The sequence below is a fragment of the Streptococcus mutans genome, assembly GCF_006739205.1.
In the GTDB taxonomy this organism is placed as follows: Bacteria; Bacillota; Bacilli; order Lactobacillales; family Streptococcaceae; genus Streptococcus; species Streptococcus mutans.
Genome location: NZ_AP019720.1, coordinates 387,036 through 409,055, shown reverse-complemented (window position 1 = coordinate 409,055; position 22,020 = coordinate 387,036). Strand labels below are relative to the sequence as shown.

Annotated in this window: 18 protein-coding genes, 7 tRNA genes and 2 rRNA genes; 4 read left to right on the top strand and 23 right to left on the bottom strand. The window is 37.4% G+C overall.

Annotated elements, in window-relative coordinates:
• Positions 1-3 precede the first annotated feature (3 nt).
• The 11 genes from cas8c to FNL60_RS02135 form a co-directional block, all read right to left on the bottom strand.
• A complete protein-coding gene (cas8c, locus tag FNL60_RS02195) occupies positions 4-1,935 on the bottom strand; it encodes a type I-C CRISPR-associated protein Cas8c/Csd1 (RefSeq protein ID WP_002268387.1) in 1,932 nt (643 codons plus the stop codon).
• Positions 1,935-2,678, bottom strand: a complete 744-nt coding sequence (gene cas5c, locus FNL60_RS02190) for a type I-C CRISPR-associated protein Cas5c (RefSeq protein ID WP_002263667.1) — start codon at positions 2,676-2,678, stop codon at positions 1,935-1,937. The genes cas8c and cas5c overlap by 1 nt, the downstream gene beginning before the upstream one ends.
• Positions 2,679-2,778: 100 nt before the next feature.
• On the bottom strand, positions 2,779-5,187 hold the full coding sequence (locus FNL60_RS02185) for a CRISPR-associated helicase/endonuclease Cas3 (protein WP_002280402.1): 2,409 nt from the start codon (positions 5,185-5,187) through the stop codon (positions 2,779-2,781).
• Between the two features lie 244 nt (positions 5,188-5,431).
• The gene (locus FNL60_RS02180; RefSeq protein ID WP_002263669.1) at positions 5,432-6,406 is read right to left on the bottom strand and encodes a helix-turn-helix transcriptional regulator; all 975 of its coding nucleotides are present in this window, start codon (positions 6,404-6,406) and stop codon (positions 5,432-5,434) included.
• Between the two features lie 283 nt (positions 6,407-6,689).
• Positions 6,690-6,935 carry a PIN domain-containing protein gene (locus FNL60_RS10345; protein WP_002263670.1) on the bottom strand — a complete coding sequence of 82 codons (246 nt, stop codon included), beginning with the start codon at positions 6,933-6,935 and terminating at the stop codon, positions 6,690-6,692.
• Positions 6,936-7,073: 138 nt separating this feature from the next.
• Positions 7,074-7,379 (bottom strand): AbrB/MazE/SpoVT family DNA-binding domain-containing protein, encoded by a 306-nt coding sequence (locus FNL60_RS02165; protein WP_002263672.1) that lies wholly within the window; start codon positions 7,377-7,379, stop codon positions 7,074-7,076.
• Between the two features lie 571 nt (positions 7,380-7,950).
• Positions 7,951-10,602, bottom strand: coding sequence for a valine--tRNA ligase (locus tag FNL60_RS02160; RefSeq protein WP_002280401.1), 2,652 nt, complete (start codon positions 10,600-10,602; stop codon positions 7,951-7,953).
• 11 nt (positions 10,603-10,613) lie between these two features.
• Complete coding sequence (locus tag FNL60_RS02155) at positions 10,614-10,922, bottom strand: nucleotidyltransferase (protein ID WP_002263674.1); 309 nt, start codon at positions 10,920-10,922, stop codon at positions 10,614-10,616.
• Positions 10,894-11,304, bottom strand: a complete 411-nt coding sequence (locus FNL60_RS02150; protein ID WP_002280400.1) for a hypothetical protein — start codon at positions 11,302-11,304, stop codon at positions 10,894-10,896. Before FNL60_RS02150 ends, FNL60_RS02155 begins: the two co-directional genes overlap by 29 nt.
• The gene (locus FNL60_RS02145; protein ID WP_011074663.1) at positions 11,297-12,232 is read right to left on the bottom strand and encodes an SMEK domain-containing protein; all 936 of its coding nucleotides are present in this window, start codon (positions 12,230-12,232) and stop codon (positions 11,297-11,299) included. Before FNL60_RS02145 ends, FNL60_RS02150 begins: the two co-directional genes overlap by 8 nt.
• Positions 12,233-12,521: 289 nt before the next feature.
• The gene (locus FNL60_RS02135; RefSeq protein ID WP_002263678.1) at positions 12,522-12,776 is read right to left on the bottom strand and encodes a DUF1912 family protein; all 255 of its coding nucleotides are present in this window, start codon (positions 12,774-12,776) and stop codon (positions 12,522-12,524) included.
• Positions 12,777-12,930: 154 nt separating this feature from the next.
• On the opposite strand from FNL60_RS02135, the gene FNL60_RS02130 reads away from it, so the two are divergent.
• A tRNA-Thr gene (locus tag FNL60_RS02130) sits at positions 12,931-13,001 on the top strand.
• 270 nt (positions 13,002-13,271) lie between these two features.
• Here FNL60_RS02130 and FNL60_RS02125 read toward each other — a convergent pair.
• The 4 genes from FNL60_RS02125 to rlmD all read right to left on the bottom strand — a co-directional run bounded on the left by FNL60_RS02125 (position 13,272) and on the right by rlmD (position 16,032).
• Positions 13,272-13,451: a hypothetical protein gene (locus FNL60_RS02125; RefSeq protein ID WP_002263679.1), complete on the bottom strand. Its 180-nt coding sequence runs from the start codon at positions 13,449-13,451 to the stop codon at positions 13,272-13,274.
• Positions 13,452-13,681: 230 nt separating this feature from the next.
• Positions 13,682-13,927 (bottom strand): type II toxin-antitoxin system RelB/DinJ family antitoxin, encoded by a 246-nt coding sequence (locus FNL60_RS02115; RefSeq protein ID WP_002263680.1) that lies wholly within the window; start codon positions 13,925-13,927, stop codon positions 13,682-13,684.
• Between the two features lie 252 nt (positions 13,928-14,179).
• Entirely contained in the window at positions 14,180-14,641 is a 462-nt protein-coding gene (gene nrdI / locus FNL60_RS02110) for a class Ib ribonucleoside-diphosphate reductase assembly flavoprotein NrdI (RefSeq protein WP_002264375.1), read from the bottom strand.
• Positions 14,638-16,032 (bottom strand): 23S rRNA (uracil(1939)-C(5))-methyltransferase RlmD, encoded by a 1,395-nt coding sequence (gene rlmD, locus FNL60_RS02105; protein ID WP_002312063.1) that lies wholly within the window; start codon positions 16,030-16,032, stop codon positions 14,638-14,640. The genes nrdI and rlmD overlap by 4 nt, the downstream gene beginning before the upstream one ends.
• A 35-nt stretch (positions 16,033-16,067) precedes the next feature.
• On the opposite strand from rlmD, the gene recX reads away from it, so the two are divergent.
• The 3 genes from recX (at position 16,068) to FNL60_RS02090 (ending at position 17,843) form a co-directional block, all read left to right on the top strand.
• Positions 16,068-16,844 (top strand): recombination regulator RecX, encoded by a 777-nt coding sequence (gene recX / locus FNL60_RS02100; protein ID WP_002271360.1) that lies wholly within the window; start codon positions 16,068-16,070, stop codon positions 16,842-16,844.
• Between the two features lie 85 nt (positions 16,845-16,929).
• Positions 16,930-17,463 (top strand): nucleoside tri-diphosphate phosphatase, encoded by a 534-nt coding sequence (gene ntdP, locus FNL60_RS02095; protein ID WP_002263684.1) that lies wholly within the window; start codon positions 16,930-16,932, stop codon positions 17,461-17,463.
• A 59-nt stretch (positions 17,464-17,522) separates the two neighbouring features.
• Positions 17,523-17,843, top strand: coding sequence for a DUF960 domain-containing protein (locus tag FNL60_RS02090; protein WP_002263685.1), 321 nt, complete (start codon positions 17,523-17,525; stop codon positions 17,841-17,843).
• Positions 17,844-18,081: 238 nt separating this feature from the next.
• On the opposite strand, the gene FNL60_RS10340 is transcribed toward FNL60_RS02090, so the two are convergent.
• From FNL60_RS10340 to FNL60_RS02055, 8 genes are all read right to left on the bottom strand, one after another.
• Positions 18,082-18,146 (bottom strand) — tRNA-Gly (locus FNL60_RS10340).
• A gap of 6 nt (positions 18,147-18,152) precedes the next feature.
• A tRNA-Thr gene (locus tag FNL60_RS02085) sits at positions 18,153-18,225 on the bottom strand.
• A gap of 14 nt (positions 18,226-18,239) precedes the next feature.
• Positions 18,240-18,321, bottom strand: a tRNA-Leu gene (locus FNL60_RS02080).
• Positions 18,322-18,330: 9 nt separating this feature from the next.
• A tRNA-Lys gene (locus tag FNL60_RS02075) sits at positions 18,331-18,403 on the bottom strand.
• Positions 18,404-18,430: 27 nt separating this feature from the next.
• Positions 18,431-18,503: transfer RNA gene (locus FNL60_RS02070), tRNA-Asp, on the bottom strand.
• A 29-nt stretch (positions 18,504-18,532) separates the two neighbouring features.
• Positions 18,533-18,605, bottom strand: a tRNA-Val gene (locus FNL60_RS02065).
• A 4-nt stretch (positions 18,606-18,609) separates the two neighbouring features.
• Positions 18,610-18,725: ribosomal RNA gene (gene rrf, locus FNL60_RS02060) — 5S ribosomal RNA — on the bottom strand.
• A gap of 182 nt (positions 18,726-18,907) precedes the next feature.
• Positions 18,908-21,808: ribosomal RNA gene (locus FNL60_RS02055) — 23S ribosomal RNA — on the bottom strand.
• Positions 21,809-22,020 lie beyond the last annotated feature (212 nt).

Genomic DNA, 22,020 nt, shown 5'->3' with positions numbered 1-22,020 from the left:
ATCTTATTCCTCGTTTTCTTTAGCTTGTTTAGTATAATAAAATTGTTTTTCAGCATAGTAGCCAAAAATGAATTTATAATCTAATGATTGTGTAAAATTTTTATGAGCATACATCGGTGTCATTAATTGAATAATTTCTTTTCTTTCTTTCTCCAATTTATGCCAAATACCAGGCTTATTCAACTTCAAAACTTCCTCATAAGGCTTAATTTTATTTTCTAAATGAGTCATCATCTTGGCTGGTTGACCTGTATAAGCATTCCAATAACGTTCAGCATTTGTGACGCGTTCTTGGCTACTGCCATCTAGAGCATAGCGCTGCGCCTCGAACAGCTCATAAATTGCAAGTAAGCGTCCAAATAGATAAGAACGATCTGTTTCTTGATGATCTAACATTGGTGTGAACTCCCTTCCATATTGTTTTTGTAAAACCGCTAAACTAACTTGTTGTACTTGATACCAGTGCTTAGAATACTTTTGTCTTTGTCTAATGTTATCTTCTAATTTTTTAACAATTGTATTTGGTAGTGGCTTCCCATCAATCAAAGCTGTTACCAATTGCTGATATTGGTCACTTCGGAAACTATCATTATCCAATTCCAAATACCGTTCTCTGTCAACACCGTAAGCAGCGTTAATGATTTCATTGAAGGTAGGTGTTTTCTTCAATTCATAGTTTCCTGCTTTCGTTTTTGCTTCCCAAGAGTAGTTCTCCTGCCATGATTCCAGATTTTTTAGCAGCTGAGAAACTTGGAGCTGGCGAAAATACTTTAAAGCAATACGACCTTTATTTTCATTCAGGATAGCAATATTATAAGTAGCATTATTGCTGAATAATTTCTGACCTCTAACAAAAGATGAACCAATTTTTTTATTCTCTTCATTCGGTTTAATAAAAACTTGTTTTTCTTCTTCATCATCTTCAAATAAATCATCAAACTCTGGTTTGACAATATCTAACTGACTATCATTTGACAAATCATCACTAAACCAATTGATCAAATATTGAGAGGTACCTAACCAAGTATGACTATTATTGTTCTCCAACAGATACTTAATCATCAAATGTATTTTTTCTGAGGTTTCATAGCCAATTTTAATTATGTCTGATGAAGCATTTTCATTTGGAAATCTATCACCAAGGTATGCTATTTTATTATTTTGGGAAATCAGTTTTCCATTTGAAAATACACCTTTCGGTTTACGATGATTTTTAATAATCCTGTCTTCTTTTCCGCTAATATTACATATTCCAATGCCAATTTCAGTTGAATTATTATTAATATAGTTAATAAAATCATGATGCATTTCATTAAAATTTGAAACTGAAACGTCTCTCAAACCATCAAACTCTAAAATTTTAAATGATAATTTAATATCTTTTAAAGCTATTTTTTGTTTTTTTTCTCCAAAAATAAGTGAACCTTCTTGAATTTTTCCGTTATTATCAACAAACTCTTCTTGTATTTGGCAATCTGAACCAAATGCACTATTTAAAACTAATTCAACTGATTCTGGATTCTCAACAAATTTTTTAATTATTTTTAAAAAATTTTCTACTTTATTATTTTCAGTTTGGATAATCCAGTTATCTAAATTTTGTAGATACCTTTGATGCTTCTCTTTTCTTAATTCCGAATACATGACATAGTACCAACTATCTACGATTGGATGTGGTGCTATCTTAGTGCTCGTTCTATTACTAGATTCATAGGTTACAGGAAAAATCACATTTTCACCTATTTCAAACTTTCTTGCCTTATAAAAAGCACCTTCATTATCTAATAATATTTCGATATAGATATCATTATTTTTTATTACCTTATTATCATGGTAAATCGGTAGCAAAACAGGATTGTCCCCCGTTTGTTGATCAACCAGGCCAATTTCTTCTGCTTTTTCATAGGCTTTTAAGAGAGAAGTAAATAAATCCATTAGCCTTCCCCTTTCTCCATAGCTTCATATTCTTCATATTCATCATCAACATATTCATCATCAACTGATTTAAGCTGACCAAGTGACTTGAATGCATAACTGGACAAAGTATTTACGATTTCACACTCAGATTGGGGTTTAAATTTAATCGCCCCATTCTCCATCACTGTTTTGGTGAAATAAGATTTCAATGGCGTATCCTTACTTGTTGGATAGGCGAAAGAATGAAACATGATACCTAAATCAATAGTGACGCCGTTGTAATAAGAAGGGATGGTTTCATACTCTTCCTGACTGATTTCATCAACCAAGCCAAAGCACTCTCTCGTACCAAGAAAAATATCCCGCCGGCCACCTTTTCGAATAGAACGTTCCATAATAGCTTCATGTTTCTTAGGTAGTCTATCCTGTATCAAGTCTTCACGATTTTCATTCCAAATGAAGTGGAATTTAACTAGATACTCCACATCACTCAAATATGAAACATAGCTCAAGTCTGCACTGTAGTCATGTAACAAAGCACGAACGCCATGCAGCTCTGTCTGGATTTGATTGACGACCTTAACTTCAGTAATAACATTTGTAAATGTCGGCTTATGATAAATCCCATCTATGATTCCCTGCAAAGCTTGCCGCGTAGGAACAGAATACGAACTTCTTTCGCTCCCCCCTTTGGTTGCAGGATTTGTAAAGAGTGCCCTGTCTCCTCGTATCCTAGCATAGAAATTTCTTGATCTATACAAATTCAAAACCTCCTTTATTGAAATTTTTAGTGTTTATTCATGTTGATTACTGGTCAACGAAGTCCTCTACTAACTTTCGTTAGCCTGTTTTCATTTAAGTTTACATTAGGAAACTTGCCGATTCTAAAGTAATACCTTTTTTATCATCATAATAACTATCTGACAATATCTGAATTTGACCATTAAGATAGGGTTTTGTGGCTTCAAGTATTTGATTGTGTTCACGAACATTTACCGTATAAGACTGCAATTCTTTTAAAAGAGCTTTAATTGCTCGATAGTCTTCTTCAGATGGATAATCAGACTTACACAATTCTTCTAAAATTAATAATTTTTCAGCAGCATCTCTATATGGAACTAATATACCAATGGTTTCATTGTTAATTAGATTCATTTTTAAACCAGCAGTCTTAAAGGCTTGCTTTAATTTTCCTTTAAATCCTACTTTTTTCTGATAGAAATTAACACTTAAATAATCATAAACTGACTCACCATCATGTTCCAAGGGATAATCCATTGAACCTTGGTTATTAGCATAATAATACTCAAAGAAATCACGATTTAAAAGTGAAGTGTCTATGGGCGATGAAATCTTATGTAGAATATATTCTGTCGCATCTTTCTTAGCTTTTATTTCTTTGAGTGGTGAGATATTTTCTTCTTCACTTGTCAGATTAATTAAGGTAACTTGTCCCTTATCCCGTTTTCCTTCACGATTACAACGTCCGCTAGCTTGTACAATCGAATCAATTCCTGCATACGAGCGAATGACGTGATTAAAATCGACATCAACACCCGCTTCAATTAGCTGTGTACTGATACAAATAAGTGGTAGACCATCTTCCAAACCTTGTTTAATTTCCGAAATAATATCCAATCTATGCTGCGCACACATATTAGTTGAAAGCTGATAGATTGGCCTATCTGTCAACTTCTCAAGTAAGGAATAAAATCTATCAACTGTCTTTTTGGTATTGAAAATAACAAGGATTGATTCATCATTCTCCAAAACAAAATCTACCAAATCTGAAAGTTTCGAGTTTTGATTAGTTTCATCAAATTTTCTAAGCTCAGTTCTTGAAAAGACTTCTTTTTCATCATGAGTTAACTCGACCATATCAGTAGCTTCACCATATTTCCCACCATAAGAAAGTTTATGTTTAATAGCAGTAGAGTCATAAGCAGGCTGTGTAGCCGTACATAAGATAATAGTCGTGTTCATAACTTTATTTAAGAAATTCATGGTTAAATTAAATAAAGCTGTCACCTCAATAGGCAATGATTGCACTTCATCTAAAATCAAAACACTATTCGCTAAACTAGAAAAACGACGAATATTTGCTGATTTAGTTTTAAATAAAGTTTGAAAAAATTGAACCATTGATGTCAAAACGACTGGACTATCCCAACTTTCTATCAAGTACTCTGGTAATAAGCTCTCTTTTTCGTCTCCCTTATCTTCGTTCTCTTGTTTGTTCTGTACAACATTTGAATGGTGCTCTAGTACTCCATCTTCTCCAATAACTTTTTTAATAGCTGCCGCATTTTGCTCCAAAACAGATAAAAAAGGCGTAATATAGAAAAATCTTGATCTATCTTGGTCAACTAATTGATGAAAAGCATACCTCATACTAAGATTCGTCTTCCCAGCACCAGTGGGTAAGTCTAATCGATAGATACCCGTTGAATCACTTTCTCCCCTACTTTTTACTCGTTCAGCAATTTGTGAGCGAATTTCATTAAGCCTTGTGGTTGGACTCCCAAACTCACCGTACTTCTTCTCAATAGCTTCCAGATAAGACCTATTTAGTCTTATTTTTTCTTCCTGTTTTAAAGGATTTATAAGCAGACCATAAGCATTAATTGTATCTAGAATGTCAGCATTCTTTAATAATGATAGATATAGCCGTACAAAACATGATTGATAATAGACTTCCTCACTACTATCCTGACAATCTAATTTTGATAGAGCTTGTTGGTAATTTTCAAAGGATTTATCAATTAACATTCCTAAATCCTGATAGCCATAATGCTCCAATTTTGTTTCTAAAAAGTTGGCAAAATTCGTCACATCACTATCGAAATGATAATCTGACTTCGGTCTAGCAATACGATTTCTTAGCTTGTTATAAGCATGTTGCTCCGATTCAAGGTCAACAATATCGAACATCCCATGATGAGCAGCAATAACATAAGCAACAATTTCGTTGAATTGTAAACGTGTTGCTTTGTCAACACCCTTTGCGGATAGACGTATTTTGATTTTCTCATATAAATATTTAGCACCAGCATAGGCATGATCTACATGCATCGTGGGATTCTTGGTTAATTTGTTCTGGAATTTCTCATCTGCCTTCCCCAAATCATGAAACATGCCCAGCAAAAATAATAAATCCCCTTGCCCTATAAATTCAGCATCTTCCCTTGCCTTGTTGGCTACGTTAAAGGAATGATCTTCCAATGATTGCTCTTCTCCAGTATTATTTTTATGCGCCAGTTTCATTTTCATTTACCTCGCTAGTCATTGTAAATTTTTAATATACCAATAAACGATTGTCAAAATTACTGATGTACACCTTATTCTTTTGACACTTAAAGCATATCAAAAAGCTTGATCAAACAAAACATGTTTTTTGTCGCTTTTATTTTGATTACGTGATTTATGCACTTATTTTCATAAAAAAATAGATAAAAGTACATAAAATATGTGCTTTTATCTAAATTTCAAAAGATAATCTTCGTTATAATCATAGTTATTTTTTGATACTTTTTATATTCAGAAAGACAAAGTCCCCATCAAAACGTTGAATATATTTCTGAAAACCAAGTAAACTCAAGGTTTCAATCTCATAGATTATTCCTTCTTCCAATTCATTAATCATTTTAAGTTTTGGAATATCCGCCTCTAATACATCTCTGAATTGCCCTGTATACCTGAACTGAATCCGCACCCATTTTTGATCAGAAAGCATTGAAAAAGTTTGATAGCGGACTTGTTCATCTGTAATAAGTCGTTCTTGTTCTTCTTCAGTTAGTGCAAAAGCTGAATTGCTAATAGATTTATGAATGGTTTTAAACCTGTCAACTCGAAAATATCTTAGTTCTTGAAGTTCGTACCGACTCTGAAAACAGTTGTCTAATTTGTAAGAAATGCAGTAAAAATAATGATTATCAAAAATGACTGAAATCGGCAAGACAATATATTCCTCAACTTTGCTAGATGGCTTTGTATAACTGAAAGCAAGCGGGCGCTGATCAACAATAGCATCGAAAATAGCAGAAATAGTTGGTAAAATAGACTTATTAGATTTTTGATAAAACTTTAACTCCTGATAACTATTAAGCTCAAACTGTGTTAATTTTTTGATTCTTGTGCGCTCCTTATCATCGACCGCACGTTCAACAAAAATATTAATTATTTCAGCAACTTCCTCTTTTCGCAATGCTCTGCTCTCCAATAAAATCTTGGACAGAATAACTGCTTGATTATACTTCAAATTCCCATATCCCTGCTCATAGCTAGCAAAATAGCAGGCATGTTTTCGTGAAAATTTAATTTGCATATTAGGACGCAGCTCTTTTAAATTGGTTTTAAGTTCACTAACATCCTCTTTCATCGTCCTATCGCTAATATTGAACTTCGCTATATATTCCTCTTTATTAATCTGATTTCCTTTTTCCAATTCTGACATAAAATAGAGCAACCGTTTTGTCTTTGACTCCGCCATATTACTTAACCTCGCTGTTCTCTTTTAGTTATATGATATTACAAATTGACCCAATTCGCAAAATGGTGAATTTTACAATATGGCACAATATTCTGTTAAAATCGTAAGAATCTCAATTTTTGTCAATTACATTTAGTATTTATCAACTGCTTAATATCAAAAAACAAGCCCAACCATGCGGTTAGACTTGTTGAGAAGATTTACTTTCAATATTTCTCTTAAAATTACCAATATCTGAACACTTAGTGACATGGAAATCTACTCACATTTAATATAGCAGCAATTACCTTTTCAAGCGCTCCAAAAATTCCTCGGGTAAATAAATTATAAGTTCGCTATCTTGAAAATCCGTGACATTTCTTGTCACTACAATATTAATGTCGTTAGACAAGGCAACAGCAGCTACTACCGCACCTTCAAAATCAGGCATTTTCATACTCAAGGCTTGTAAACAGTTTTCTTTAGTCACATCTAAAACTTGAAAAATTTTGACTAATTTTTCGAGTTCCAGCCGAGCAATTTTTCCCATACTTTTTCCATGATATAATAAAGATCCGTTAGCATATTTGCAGAAATATAGGCTGTATGGGCACCATAGACTGATTTAAGGACAATTTCTTTTGAGACACTATGGCGATCAAGAAAAAAATCTAAAAAAATATTAACATCAAGTAAGACTTTCATATTTCTTTAGCCTTTCCTCTTTACGTTCACTACGGTAATCTTTGACATCGACAGTTTCACTATCTGATAAAATCCCTGAGAGAGACTCAATAAGAGACAACTGGTCATTTTGACTGACAAGAGGCTCAATAACTAGTTGTTTATGTCCACCTAAATCAACAGCCTTAATCGTAAACTCCTGATCTGGTTCAAATTTCAAGGACTTCAAAAGCTTCTGTGGAATCCGAAAAGCGTTGCTGTTTCCCCATTTCTTCAACTGAATTCTATCTTGCTCTAGCAACACAGCCATGCACACCCTTTACACTTATTATAATTATGTATATACATAAAGTGTCAACGATATGTTGTTCTTCATTTACTGCCATTACAAAAACGAACATGACCAGACTTTCTGTCCTGTATGGTCAAATTTAAATCATCTGACAGACGAACTGAGGTTGGTACAATCATGGAATCACTACTTTTAGTATTTCTATTATATAGTTGTATTTACTATATTTTGGATTGGAATGAACAACGAGATGGATAAATTATTTAATTTATGATTCGTACAAGGTGTTAAAAATATTAAAAAACTAGAAAGCAATTACTGATATATTTCCCTTATAGTTCTAGTGAATTTTTTGTTTTTTCACTGTCCACTATATGGGAGTATATCAGATCGTACTTCTTTATTTTATCTACTTTTTCAATGCATTAATGATGCTTTTGGTCAGTTTTTTCCCTATCCCTTGATTCTTAGGATGTGTTCTAAGATATGCATGTACAGCTCTTCCAGTATCAGAGCGCGTATAGCCATTAGTATTAACAATTTTTTTATTTAAAATTTTCTTTAACAGTCCTATTTTTATCCTTTACTCCTATTTAATTAGTTTCTCCATCTCTTTAATCCGTTCCACTGTGGCGTCGTATTTGGTTTGGTAGTCGATTTGTTTGTCGCGTTCTTTTTGGACGATTTCAGGTTTGGCATTTTGGACAAAGCGGTCGTTGCTGAGTTTTTTAGCAACTATGTCTAGTTCTTTTTGCCATTTGGCCAGTTCTTTGTTGAGGCGGGCTAGTTCTTCCTCAACGTTGAGCAAGTCTGCCAGCGGCAGGAAGATTTCTGCACCTGTGATAACTGCTGACATGGCTAGTTCTGGGGTGGCAATGGCAGAGCTGATTTCAAGTGTTTCTGGGTTTGTGAAGCGTTTGATGTAGTTGACATTGGCCTTGAAAAAGTCTTCCAAGTTGCTATCGCTTGTTTTGACAAGAATGGTGATAGGTTTGCTTGGAGCTACGTTGACTTCTGCACGCGCATTACGTACAGCTCGAATCAGGTCTTTGAGACTTTCCACGCCAGAATGCGCCGTTTGATTTTCAAAAGCAGGATTAACAGTTGGATAAGCTGCTGTCACGATAGAACCATCTGCGTATTGACCGAAGATTTCTTCTGTTACAAATGGCATGATAGGATGGAGAAGACGCAGGATTTTGTCCAAGGTGTAAAGGAGGACCGAACGCGTAATAACTTTTTCAGCCTCATCTTCGCTGTAAAGGACTTCTTTGGTCAACTCCACATACCAGTCGGCAAATTCATCCCAGATGAAATTGTAAAGGATGTGACCAGCCACACCAAATTCGAACTTATCGAAGTTTTCAGTAACTTTGGCAATGGTTTCATTGAGATTATGAAGAATCCAGCGGTCCGTCACATTACCAGCTTTGCCATTGGTTACTAAAACAACATTTTTGCTAGCTTGATCAAGGCTAAGGCCTTCATTATTCATGAGGATATAGCGGGAAATGTTCCAAATCTTGTTAATGAAATTCCAAGCAGCGTCCATTTTTTCGTAAGAGAAACGCACATCTTGACCCGGTGCAGATCCATTTGACAGGAACCAACGCAAAGCATCAGCACCGTATTTGTCAACAACATCCATAGGGTCAATGCCGTTACCGAGAGATTTAGACATCTTGCGCCCTTGCTCATCACGAATAAGCCCGTGGATTAGGACGTTTTTGAATGGCTGGCGACCAGTGAATTCCAAAGATTGGAAAATCATACGGGAAACCCAGAAGAAGATGATGTCATAGCCTGTGACAAGGGTCGAGGTTGGGAAATAACGTTTGAAATCTTCTGAGTCCGTGTCAGGCCAGCCCATAGTTGAGAATGGCCAAAGAGCAGAGCTGAACCAAGTGTCAAGCACATCTTCATCTTGCTTCCAGCCATCACCCTCTGGAGCCTCTTCACCGACATACATGTCACCATCCGCATTGTACCAAGCAGGGATTTGGTGACCCCACCAGAGCTGACGGGAAATCACCCAGTCATGCACATTTTCCATCCATTGCAGGAAGGTATCATTGAAACGCGGTGGGTAAAAGTCCACTTTGTCATCAGTGTCTTGATTGGCAATGGCATTCTTAGCCAGTTGGTCCATCTTAACGAACCACTGGGTAGACAGACGTGGCTCAATTGGTACACCTGTCCGTTCTGAGTGACCAACCGAGTGGGTCATCTTTTCGATTTCCACAAGAGCGCCGATTTCTTCCAGTTTCTTAACAGTTGCCTTGCGGGCTTCAAAGCGATCCATGCCAGCAAATTCGCCAGCCAGTTCGTTCATGGTTCCGTCATCGTTCATGACATTGACTTGTGGCAGATTGTGACGCTGACCAACGAGGAAGTCGTTAGGATCATGGGCAGGTGTGATTTTAACCACACCTGTTCCAAACTCAGGGTCAGCATGTTCATCTGCTACGATTGGAATCAGCTTGTTAACAATTGGCAAGATAACATTTTGTCCAATCAGATCTTTGTAACGATCATCATTTGGATTGACAGCGACAGCCGTATCCCCAAACATGGTCTCTGGACGCGTGGTCGCAACTTCCAAAGCGCGCGAGCCATCTTCCAACATATAATTCATATGGTAGAAGGCACCTTCCACATCCTTATGAATGACTTCGATGTCGGACAAAGCTGTGCGTGCCTTAGGGTCCCAGTTGATGATAAATTCGCCGCGATAAATCCAGCCTTTTTTATAGAGTTCTACGAAAACCTTGCGGACCGCTTTAGACAATCCTTCATCAAGGGTGAAACGTTCCCGCGAATAATCAACAGAAATTCCCATCTTGCCCCATTGCTCCTTGATGGTTGCCGCATACTCATCCTTCCATTCCCAGACCTTATCCAGAAATTTCTCACGACCAAGATCATAACGGGAAATGCCATCTTCAGCCAAGCGAGCTTCTACCTTGGCCTGTGTGGCAATACCAGCGTGATCCATCCCCGGCAGCCAGAGCGTGTCAAAACCCTGCATACGCTTTTGACGGATAATAATATCCGGCAAAGTCGTGTCCCAAGCGTGACCAAGGTGCAATTTCCCCGTCACATTTGGTGGTGGAATCACGATTGAATAAGGCTTAGCCTTTTGATCTCCAGAAGGCTTGAAAACATCGGCATCAAGCCATTTTTGGTAACGACCAGCCTCAACCTCGGCTGGATTGTATTTAGGTGAAAGTTGTGTTGACATATATGTTCTCCTTAATATACTTTTATATAATTGACTTGCTCTAGAAATTTCTTTTCTTTCTCTTCATTTTCTGATAAAACTGTGATGTCAATATCAATCTGATACTGTTTAAATAAATAACTTTTAATTATTTTCTTTAGAGTTAGTATTTCATTCTGTTTATTTTTTTCACTATTTTTATATATTAACAATAAATCAATATCGTTAAACTCTTCTTTTTCTAACGAAGAACCAAATTGATAAAGTTCAAATCGAATCGTTTCATCTAGTAATTTTTTAAATTCTATGTTACTAATCAAATTTATAATCGCGTTCCCCATACAATCTTTTACCATCTTCTTCATCAATTCCCATATAATATTGAGATGGATCTGAGTAATTTAATGCACCCATGAATTCTTGAATTTTGAATAAACCAAAATGTTTTTGTAGTGCATATTCTTTAGCTTCATACGTATAGCTATTCCACATACTAATGGTGATTAAAGCATCAAAACCTTCATTTATCTTTTCAACAACATCATTAACAGATACAGTGTACTTATTAGTTAACCATACTAAATATGTCTTACCACCACTAAGAAATAACTTATAAATAAAATCTTCTGGTCTTTCATATCTAACAATCTTACCATGTCTCTCTAATATCTGTTCAAAATAAACTACTGACTCTGGTCTCGGTTCATCGCTAAAATTAACCATTTAAATTAACTCCTTGATTTTTAATAATTGATTCTAACATTTTTGGAAAGTCTTCTGGAAATGATTCATATACATTTGAATCTAGTCTTTGTTTGTCATTACATTCAAATGATTCAACATTTGATTTAAATTTGTTAAATAGCAATTTTTCTTTTCTACTAAAAAATGATTGATGTTTACTATACAAATTTAATATATCTTTGTTATTCTCAATAATTTTTTGTTTTTGCTTATTCCAAATTTTATAGGAAGACTTACTCATTGGACTAGTTGAAGCTACTTTAGAATGTGGACCATACTTAAAAAAGATTTCACTATTCTCATCCAAAATTTCAAGAATGCTTTCTGAAATTTCTCTTTTTGATAAGATATTCTCGCCACTTTTCTCATTACTTAGATAATTTTGAATAATATCAAGAACTTTACGCTGAGAATTTGGGGTTAAATCCTGAAACTTTTTTATTAAATCTTCTGTTAAAAAAATATTCTTCTTGGGATTAAAATTCAATTGTGAAGTATTATTATATTTACCATTTTTAATCTTGCTATTCTGTTTTCCAATAAAAACAAAGTAAAGTACGTATTCCTTATAATCTTCTTTAGTTAATTCATCTTTAGAAATAGTACCATGCACTTTTTGATTCTCACAAGTACATGAAATTTGAACAACAATTTTATTTTTATCATCAATTAAATCAATTGCTTCAAAATTGGACTGTTCAATATTTAAATTTTCTAACTTCCAAGAAAATAAAGCATTTAAAATTTCTTTATAAAAAGATTCTGCTAACACCGCATTATCCAGTAAATTAAGCTTTGCTCTTTTTTCAATAATTTCGTTTAAGTCTCTTAATGTACGAATAAATTGATTAATATTATCACTTGTTTCAAACAATACTTTCCTCCCATTCCTTCTCCAACAGTCCATAAACCAAGTCCGTACAGTGATTGCCTTGCAACCTTTTTCCCAGTAAACTGGTATGTGCTCTTTCCTACCAAAAACCGTCCCTGCCAATTGACAGGGACGAATGTCATTCTATGATCTCCGCGGTACCACCCAGTTTCGGGCTAGACCCGCAACTCATTTTATTTCAAAAAATCACATCAGCAACCAGTTTCGACATTTGTGCGGATTTCCCAGTAACGCCGCTTCCTATAACAAATGGAATTCAAAACACCTCTGAATGACCTTATTTTATCAGATTAACCTTTAGAAATCAATAATTTCTCTCACCAAAAAGACCGTCTGGTATATCGTGAAATCCTTTGCCAGCCTTATAATTTTCAAATTTTCCTTGGATAAATTTATAGGCATCCAGTTTGCTTTCATAACGAATATAGGCATCTGCTGCACGCTCATCTTTATCTTCTTCAATGATTTTACGACTAGCATTCATGGCCATTTCGTTAATGGTCACTTGTGAATTGACCCAAGCTTCAAATTCTCGTAAAAATTCCTGTTCGTATGACATCATATCTTCCTTGTAAAAAATTCTGTAACTGTTATTATACCATTTTAAGAGAAAAAGAGATAGCCATTTCGTTTTCTAATTTAAATTAATGAACAAATGATATTAAGTTTCCCTCCTTGCATTCTTCATTATTTTATAGTATGATAGATGAGTCGCCGCTATAGTTAAATGGTATAATAGAGCAATGGTAATGCTCCGTTCCGAGTTCGATTCTCGGTGGTGGCATGAAACTTGACCGACCTAATTCCTATTAGGTCGGCTTTTTTAGAGCCTTTTTAACAATGGCACCCCAATTTTAACCCCAATTTAAATCTTATCTTCATAACTTAGTTTCATAATAAAAACACCCCAATCATTAGATTTTTGTCTAACTTATGAGGTGCAGTTCATTCACACTAGTCGTTTTCTTTTTCTTATTAAGAGAATACTGATTTTTATGCTCTATCGTCCACATTAATGTATCATTTAATATTTCTATAACCCCTCGCTTAGAAATTATCCAATTACTTTCTTAAGCTTATAAAACTCATAATATGTTCCATCCATATTAGAAACAGAAGTTTTATGTTCAGTATTGCTGCCAGACAAACAAGCCACCAATATCATTGCCATCCAAAAACCGTTAACAAAGTCAAAACCTTTTTCATTCTTCCTATCCTTTCCTACGATCCACATAAAATTTCACAAATCTTATCTTATCCCTTTGAGTAAGTTTTCCAATAACTCGAAAATGACTAAAAGTAGACGGACTAAATCGTAAAATATTGATAGTATCAACCCAAGACGGTTTTTTTAATCCTGCCTCAGAACAATCCATAATTCTAAAATATTTCTGCCTAATATTTACTGATTTTAAAGAATATTGACTCGTTATACTTAAAGCTAGCACTATCTCACTATCAAATCTAATCTGAATTATCTAAATCAATTGTTTTCACTGTTTCAGCATTTTCCATAATCAAATCAGTTAAACGCTTATTAAGCAAATCATCTGCAGAAGAATCTTTAATCTCAAAAGGAATACTTCTTGTTTTTACACTTTGTGTCAAAAAAAGCTTAACAGCTGTTGACATATCAAGACCCAATTCCTTATAAAGCTCTGTTGCTTTTTCCTTTAATTCGTCATCAACACGAATAGCTATAGTTGACATATTAATACCTCACCTTTTTCTTTATAGTTCTATTGTATAACAATAACTATACAATATCAAACAACTTATAGGTTTATTTTTAATAACCAACATAACTTAAATGTTTTAAAATCAAGAAAATAATTCTAATCAAAATTTCACAATGTCCGGTGGGCGGTAACAATAACGATAATTGAAAAAGGATCTGAAAATTTATCTCAGTTCCTTTTTTCTATTGTTGCTTGTTGATTTACTTGTTCTTAAATAAAAATATTAGTTAACTGCGTATAAGGCTAAAATCTTATCACCAACACGTTCAACATCATCGGCCAGACCGCGCAATTCAAAATTATCAAGAACAGGAAAACCGAATTGTTCAGCATACTGCTTAGCCGTCAGACAATATTGATTGTTAAAATTTTTATTGCCTGAACCAACAATGCCATAGCAATAACGATAATTATCTGCAAAAGCTATGAACTCTCGTAAAGGGGTTGTCAAAATTTCAATATCCCCACTGTCAAGACCATTTCCACCTTCAAGATAGGTTGGTAAGAAAGCAACAAAATAATCAGATAGGGCAAAATAATCTGCCTGATCTTTAACTAAATCTTTGACATTGACAGAATGAATTGTTAAGTCCGTTTTTGACTGTAGATAGTTTGTCAAGCGAGCTACAAAACTTTTGGTATTGCCGCTTAAACTAATATAAATTAAAGTGATTGTTTTTGTCATTTTACTTCCTTACTTTTTTTAGAACAACTATTTTGTTTTCGTTTTACTAATTTAACAACAGCCTCAGTTCTTGCTGTATGAGGGAACATATCGACCGATTGGATATAATTGACTTCATAGACTTTAACCAATTGAACCAAATCTCTGGCAAGAGTTGAAACATTACAAGAGACATAAACCATTTTTTCTGGCTGATAGGTTAGCAGAGTTTTTAAAAGTTTCTCATCAAGTCCTGTTCTAGGTGGATCAACAATAAGCGCCGATGCTTGATAGCCGTCTTTGTACCATTTTGGAATAACATTTTCGGCTTTCCCCATTTCATAATAGGTGTTTGTGTATCCCATACGCTCAGCATTTCTTTTAGCATCTGTAATAGCTTCAGGAATAATATCCATCCCTCTAACTGATTTTACTTTATTAGCAAAAGCAAGACCAATACTACCGACACCACAGTAAGCATCAATTAAATGATCTTCTGCAGTCACATCAAGAGCTTGAAGTGCTTGATGATAAAGAACTTGCGTCTGCTGAGGATTAAGTTGATAAAAGGCTCTGGGAGATAAAGAAAAGGAATAATCTAAAACTTCCTCTGATATGCTATCAATACCCCAGAGAATTTCTGTTTTCTGACCATAAATAGCACTGGATTTGCTGGAATTAAAATTAACGGCAACCGTCTTAATTTCTGGAAAATATCCTGTCAAATCACGAATAATTCCGACGAGATTAACTTCCTTACTGGTTACAAAAATCAACTGAACTTGATTGGTGGCTTGTGACTTTCTGACCATGATAGTTCTGACACCAGCAAAATGACGCCGTTCGTCATAAACAGGGATATTGTAGTCGTCCAAAAGCTGACAGACTCGATTGACGATTTTTTGGGTCAGCTCATCTTGTATCAAACAATCTTTAATATCTACCAAATGATGACTTTGCTCTTTGAAAAGTCCCGCTCTAACAGAACCGCCAAATTTTCTCGTCTGAAATTGTAACTTGGCGCGATAATGCTGAGGGTGTTCCATTCCAATTGTCGCTCGAATGTCATAGGTCTCATAACCTTGCGGCTTAAATTTTTTCAAAGCTTGCTTTAGCAAATCTTTTTTGAAATCCAATTGTTTATCATAACGTAAATGCATGATTTGACAGCCGCCACATTCCTCATAAATAGGACAAGCAGGCCGCACCCGAAATTTAGATTTTTTATTGATGGTCAATAGTCTGGCTTGCACGAAATTGTGTTTAACACTGGTTATTTGACAAAAAATCTCTTCACCTTTCAGAGCACCGGGAACAAAAACTAAGGTTCTCTTATAAAAGCCAATTCCTTCACCGTTAATTCCCATTCTCTTGATTTTCAAGGGAATCTTTTGTTTTACTCGTAAATTCATACTACTATTCTATCATTTTCTGCTATAATAAAGGCATGAAAATTACTAAAATTGAAAAGAAAAAAAGACTTTATCTGATTGAAATTGATGAAGCTGAACATTTCTATATCACTGAAGATACCATTGTCCATTTTATGCTCAGCAAGAATAAGGAAATTCTTCCTGAGCAACTAGAAGAAATCAAGACCTTTGCCCAATTTTCTTATGGTAAAAACCTTGCTCTGTATTATCTTTCTTTTAAACAGCGCACGGAAAAAGAAGTCAAAGATTATCTGATAAGACATGATATTAACACTACTGTTATTCCTCAGATTCTCACCCAATTAAAAGAGGAAAAGTGGCTTGATGACAGTAAATATATCGACAATATATTGCAGCAAAATCTTCATTCTGGTGATAAAGGCGCCTTTATCCTTAAACAGAAATTACTTCAAAAAGGAATCGAATCTCAATTAATTGAAGACATGTTAAAAGATTTTGATTTCAGCAGTATTTGCATTAAAACGGCCCAAAAACTCCTTAAAAAATATCAAAGTAAGCTCCCAAAAAGAGCTCTCAAGGATAAACTCAAGCAAGCCTTAACGACCAAAGGATTTTCCTATCAAGAAGCCCAAATAGCTCTTGAAGATTTAGATATTGAAAACAATTCTGAAAATGAAGAAGAACTTATTTATAAAGAACTAGATAAACAATATCGGAAATATAGTAAAAAATATGAAAATTATGAACTCAGACAACGCCTGACACAAAGCTTAGCCAGAAAAGGCTTTGCCTTTGATGCTATTAAAAATGCCTTACGGGAGTATTTGTAACCTTTCTGACAGAAAAAAATGCTTTTTTCTTGAAATTATGTTAAACTGTAAAAGACAAGCTTAATTGTAGAAAGTTGGTAAGGCAATGAAATTACCTAAGGAAGGCGACTTTATTACAATTCAAAGTTATAAGCATGATGGTAGTTTGCACCGAACTTGGCGCGACACTATGGTACTAAAAACAACAGAAAATGCCGTTATTGGTGTTAATGATCATACGCTAGTCACTGAAAGTGATGGGAGACGATGGGTAACCCGCGAACCAGCTATTGTTTACTTTCATAAAAAATTCTGGTTTAATATCATCGCAATGATTCGAGATAATGGCGTTTCTTACTATTGCAACTTAGCTAGTCCTTATATAATGGATCAAGAAGCATTAAAGTATATCGATTATGATTTAGATGTTAAGGTTTTTGCAGATGGTGAAAAAAAACTTCTAGATGTTGATGAATATGAGTTACATAAACAAAAAATGGGATATTCTTCTGATATTGACTACATTTTGAAAGAAAACGTCAAAATTTTAGTAGACTGGATTAATAATGGTAAAGGACCCTTTTCACAATCCTATATCAATATTTGGTACAAACGTTATCTTGAACTTAAGAATCGTTAAAGTTGTCAAAAAGCACTTCAGTGGTGCTTTCTTTTTTATAGAAAGGAGTCTCTTATATCATGGCCTTTACAAATACAAAGGGACGGTATGCAAGTTTTGGTGTGGTAACAAGTTTACCTCCCGAATTGATTGATGTTTTTTGGGAAATTCTTGATAATAACTTAAAAGACGTTTTCACACTTGACACTCTTTTAACCTTTCAATTAGTGAATAATCAAGGGCAACTGAGTTTTAAGTACTACGATAAATACAGTAAAACCGTTATTGTATCTGACTATGCAACCAAATTTGACCCTTTCTATCCAGAAATCGTTCAAATTATTGATAATAATGGCAGAGAAACTATTATTCTCCCTTATGAATTGGACATAGATTTGTAACTTTTCAAATAATGGTAATTTAAAAGCAATTCACTTGTAAGCACTTCTAAAATTGGATACAAAAGTCCAACTTAGGAGTGTTTTTAGTTATATTAGCTACTAAAAATTTGAACATCACAAAAGAGAGAACCAATCTGATTCTCTCGCACGCTTTATCAATCACTTATTACAGTTGACAAGGAGCCATAAAAGAGAAGGTCAAGGGTAGCCTTCTCTCTGGATATGTTATAAGTCAACCTACGTATAGGATTCGAACCCGCGACCCCCACCTTGGCAAGGTGATGTTCTACCACTGAACTACGTTCGCAATGCCGGCTACATGACTTGAACACGCGACCCTCTGATTACAAATCAGATGCTCTACCAACTGAGCTAAGCCGGCCTATCTCCTCTATATGCGGGTGAAGGGACTTGAACCCCCACGCCCTTAAGCGCCAGATCCTAAATCTGGTGCGTCTGCCAATTCCGCCACACCCGCATCTCTTGATGACCCGTACTGGGCTCGAACCAGTGACCCTTTGATTAAAAGTCAAATGCTCTACCAACTGAGCTAACGAGTCGATGATCCCTCTCTTTTCAGAAAAAGACGGTCCCGACGGGAATCGAACCCGCGATCTTCGCCGTGACAGGGCGACGTGATAACCGCTACACCACGGGACCTCTAACTAATCACTTTAGTTACTTAGTTATGGGAGTTAACGGGCTCGAACCGCTGACCCTCTGCTTGTAAGGCAGATGCTCTCCCAACTGAGCTAAACTCCCTCTTGCTAAGCGATGACCCTATCTCACAGGGGGCAACCCCCAACTACTTCAGGCGTGCTAGGGCTTAACTGCTGTGTTCGGCATGGGTACAGGTGTCTCCCCTAGGCTATCATCACTTAACAAGCGTGATCGCTCACTCACGATTGAATAGCTAGCCACTGAAACCGACGCTGCGCCTGCTTTCTTTAAAAAATGGTACTCGGGCTAAATCCTTGGAAAAAAGAGAAATGGTCTGGTGTCCATCAAACACTGCACCCATTTCCTATTTTTCAGGCGGATTTTACGCCCTTAGTCACTTATTTTTGGATAAGTCCTCGAGCGATTAGTATTGGTCCGCTTCACGTCTCACAACGCTTCCACTCCCAACCTATCTACCTGTTCTTCTCTCAGGGCTCTTACTAACTGAACGTTATGGGAAATCTCATCTTGAGGGGGGCTTCACACTTAGATGCTTTCAGCGTTTATCCCCTCCCTACTTAGCTACCCAGCGATGCTCTTGGCAGAACAACTGGTACACCAGCGGTAAGTCCACTCTGGTCCTCTCGTACTAGGAGCAGATCCTCTCAAATTTCCTTCGCCCGCGACGGATAGGGACCGAACTGTCTCACGACGTTCTGAACCCAGCTCGCGTGCCGCTTTAATGGGCGAACAGCCCAACCCTTGGGACCGACTACAGCCCCAGGATGCGACGAGCCGACATCGAGGTGCCAAACCTCCCCGTCGATGTGAACTCTTGGGGGAGATAAGCCTGTTATCCCCAGGGTAGCTTTTATCCGTTGAGCGATGGCCCTTCCATACGGTACCACCGGATCACTAAGCCCGACTTTCGTCCCTGCTCGACTTGTCTGTCTCGCAGTCAAGCTCCCTTATACCTTTACACTCTGCGACTGATTTCCAACCAGTCTGAGGGAACCTTTGGGCGCCTCCGTTACACTTTAGGAGGCGACCGCCCCAGTCAAACTGCCCGTCAGACACTGTCTCCGTAGATGATCAACCTACCGGGTTAGAGTAGCCATCACACAAGGGTAGTATCCCAACATCGCCTCCAAGTAAACTAGCGTTCACTCTTCCTTGGCTCCTACCTATCCTGTACATGTGTAACAGATACGCAATATCAAACTGCAGTAAAGCTCCATGGGGTCTTTCCGTCCTGTCGCGGGTAACCTGCATCTTCACAGGTACTAAAATTTCACCGAGTCTCTCGTTGAGACAGTGCCCAAATCATTACGCCTTTCGTGCGGGTCGGAACTTACCCGACAAGGAATTTCGCTACCTTAGGACCGTTATAGTTACGGCCGCCGTTTACTGGGGCTTCAATTCACACCTTCGACAAACGTCTAAGCGCTCCTCTTAACCTTCCAGCACCGGGCAGGCGTCACCCCCTATACTTCATCTTGCGATTTCGCAGAGAGCTGTGTTTTTGATAAACAGTTGCTTGGGCCTTTTCACTGCGGCTGACTTATCGCCAGCGCCCCTTCTCCCGAAGTTACGGGGCCATTTTGCCGAGTTCCTTAACGAGAGTTCGCTCGCTCACCTGAGGCTACTCGCCTCGACTACCTGTGTCGGTTTGCGGTACGGGTAGAGTATTCATTAACGCTAGAAGCTTTTCTTGGCAGAGTGACATCACTAGCTTCGCTACTAAACTTCGCTCCCCGTCACAGCTTGGTGGCGCAGAACTAAGCATTTGACTCAGTCCTCACCTCACTGCTTGGACGTGCTCTTCCAATCGCACGCTCTAGTTAGCCTGCTGCGTCCCTCCTTCACTCAATACTCTAGTACAGGAATATCAACCTGTTGCCCATCGGATACACCTATCGGTCTCTCCTTAGGTCCCGACTAACCCAGGGCGGACGAGCCTTCCCCTGGAATCCTTAGTCTTACGGTGGACAGGATTCTCACCTGTCTTACGCTACTCATACCGGCATTCTCACTTCTATGCACTCCAGCGCTCCTTGCGGTACACCTTCTGCGCACATAGAACGCTCTCCTACCATCCCCTAAGGGATCCACAGCTTCGGTAAATTGTTTCAGCCCCGGTACATTTTCGGCGCAGGGTCACTCGACTAGTGAGCTATTACGCACTCTTTGAATGAATAGCTGCTTCTAAGCTAACATCCTAGTTGTCTGTGCAACCCCACATCCTTTTCCACTTAACAATTATTTGGGGACCTTAGCTGGTGGTCTGGGCTGTTTCCCTTTCGACTACGGATCTTAGCACTCGCAGTCTGACTGCCGGTCTTAACTCGTTGGCATTCGGAGTTTATCTGAGATTGGTAATCCGGGATGGACCCCTCAATCAAACAGTGCTCTACCTCCAAGAGTCTCGCGACCGACGCTAGCCCTAAAGCTATTTCGGAGAGAACCAGCTATCTCCAAGTTCGTTTGGAATTTCTCCGCTACCCACAAGTCATCCAAACACTTTTCAACGTGTCCTGGTTCGGTCCTCCAGTGCGTTTTACCGCACCTTCAACCTGCTCATGGGTAGGTCACTTGGTTTCGGGTCTACATCTACGTACTTAACCGCCCTTTTCAGACTCGGTTTCCCTACGGCTCCGTCTCTTCAACTTAACCTCGCACGTAAACGTAACTCGCCGGTTCATTCTACAAAAGGCACGCTCTCACCCATTAACGGGCTCGAACTTCTTGTAAGCACACGGTTTCAGGTTCTCTTTCACTCCCCTTCCGGGGTGCTTTTCACCTTTCCCTCACGGTACTGGTTCACTATCGGTCACTAGGGAGTATTTAGGGTTGGGAGATGGGCCTCCCAGATTCCGACGGGATTCCTCGTGTCCCGCCGTACTCAGGATCCTGCTTGGCATCAAGTGAATTTCAAATACGAGGCTCTTACTCTCTCTGGCGACTCTTCCCAGAGTCTTCTTCTATTCCCTTGGCTGCTTTATCGCAGTCCTACAACCCCAGAGTGTAAACACTCTGGTTTGCCCTCCTGCCTCTTCGCTCGCCGCTACTGAGGCAATCGCTCTTGCTTTCTCTTCCTGCAGCTACTGAGATGTTTCAGTTCACTGCGTCTTCCTTCTCATAACCTTAACAGTTATGGATAACAGGCATTACCTGTTGGGTTCCCCCATTCGGATATCTCTGGATCAAGGCTTACTTACAGCTCCCCAAAGCATGTCGTCGTTCGTCACGTCCTTCATCGGCTCCTAGTGCCTAGGCATCCACCGTGCGCCCTTATTAACTTAACCTTATTTCTCGTTTCTCTGGCTTTTCAGCGTCTCGGTTTCTTTTTTGTTTCCCTATAGCTGCGCTATAGGGCTTTTACTAGCTATTCAATTGTCAATGAACCATCTCTAGGATACTTAACATATCCTAAGTGGATTTTATAGACTTCCTTGTCTTAAACAAGATATGAAGTTGAACTCCAGACTGACTTCTTAGAAAAATAGATAATCTTCTA

Bases quoted from the DNA above. Each gene is read 5' to 3' on its own strand.
- cas8c (WP_002268387.1), bottom strand. From the start codon at position 1,935: ATGGATTTATTTACTTCTCTCTTAAAAGCCTATGAAAAAGCAGAAGAA.
- FNL60_RS02185 (WP_002280402.1), bottom strand. From the start codon at position 5,187: ATGAAAATGAAACTGGCGCATAAAAATAATACTGGAGAAGAGCAATCA.
- FNL60_RS02180 (WP_002263669.1), bottom strand. From the start codon at position 6,406: ATGGCGGAGTCAAAGACAAAACGGTTGCTCTATTTTATGTCAGAATTG.
- FNL60_RS10345 (WP_002263670.1), bottom strand. From the start codon at position 6,935: ATGGGAAAAATTGCTCGGCTGGAACTCGAAAAATTAGTCAAAATTTTT.
- FNL60_RS02165 (WP_002263672.1), bottom strand. From the start codon at position 7,379: ATGGCTGTGTTGCTAGAGCAAGATAGAATTCAGTTGAAGAAATGGGGA.
- FNL60_RS02160 (WP_002280401.1), bottom strand. From the start codon at position 10,602: ATGTCAACACAACTTTCACCTAAATACAATCCAGCCGAGGTTGAGGCT.
- FNL60_RS02155 (WP_002263674.1), bottom strand. From the start codon at position 10,922: ATGGGGAACGCGATTATAAATTTGATTAGTAACATAGAATTTAAAAAA.
- FNL60_RS02150 (WP_002280400.1), bottom strand. From the start codon at position 11,304: ATGGTTAATTTTAGCGATGAACCGAGACCAGAGTCAGTAGTTTATTTT.
- FNL60_RS02145 (WP_011074663.1), bottom strand. From the start codon at position 12,232: ATGGACTGTTGGAGAAGGAATGGGAGGAAAGTATTGTTTGAAACAAGT.
- FNL60_RS02135 (WP_002263678.1), bottom strand. From the start codon at position 12,776: ATGTCATACGAACAGGAATTTTTACGAGAATTTGAAGCTTGGGTCAAT.
- FNL60_RS02125 (WP_002263679.1), bottom strand. From the start codon at position 13,451: ATGTGGATCGTAGGAAAGGATAGGAAGAATGAAAAAGGTTTTGACTTT.
- FNL60_RS02115 (WP_002263680.1), bottom strand. From the start codon at position 13,927: ATGTCAACTATAGCTATTCGTGTTGATGACGAATTAAAGGAAAAAGCA.
- nrdI (WP_002264375.1), bottom strand. From the start codon at position 14,641: ATGACAAAAACAATCACTTTAATTTATATTAGTTTAAGCGGCAATACC.
- rlmD (WP_002312063.1), bottom strand. From the start codon at position 16,032: ATGAATTTACGAGTAAAACAAAAGATTCCCTTGAAAATCAAGAGAATG.
- recX (WP_002271360.1), top strand. From the start codon at position 16,068: ATGAAAATTACTAAAATTGAAAAGAAAAAAAGACTTTATCTGATTGAA.
- ntdP (WP_002263684.1), top strand. From the start codon at position 16,930: ATGAAATTACCTAAGGAAGGCGACTTTATTACAATTCAAAGTTATAAG.
- FNL60_RS02090 (WP_002263685.1), top strand. From the start codon at position 17,523: ATGGCCTTTACAAATACAAAGGGACGGTATGCAAGTTTTGGTGTGGTA.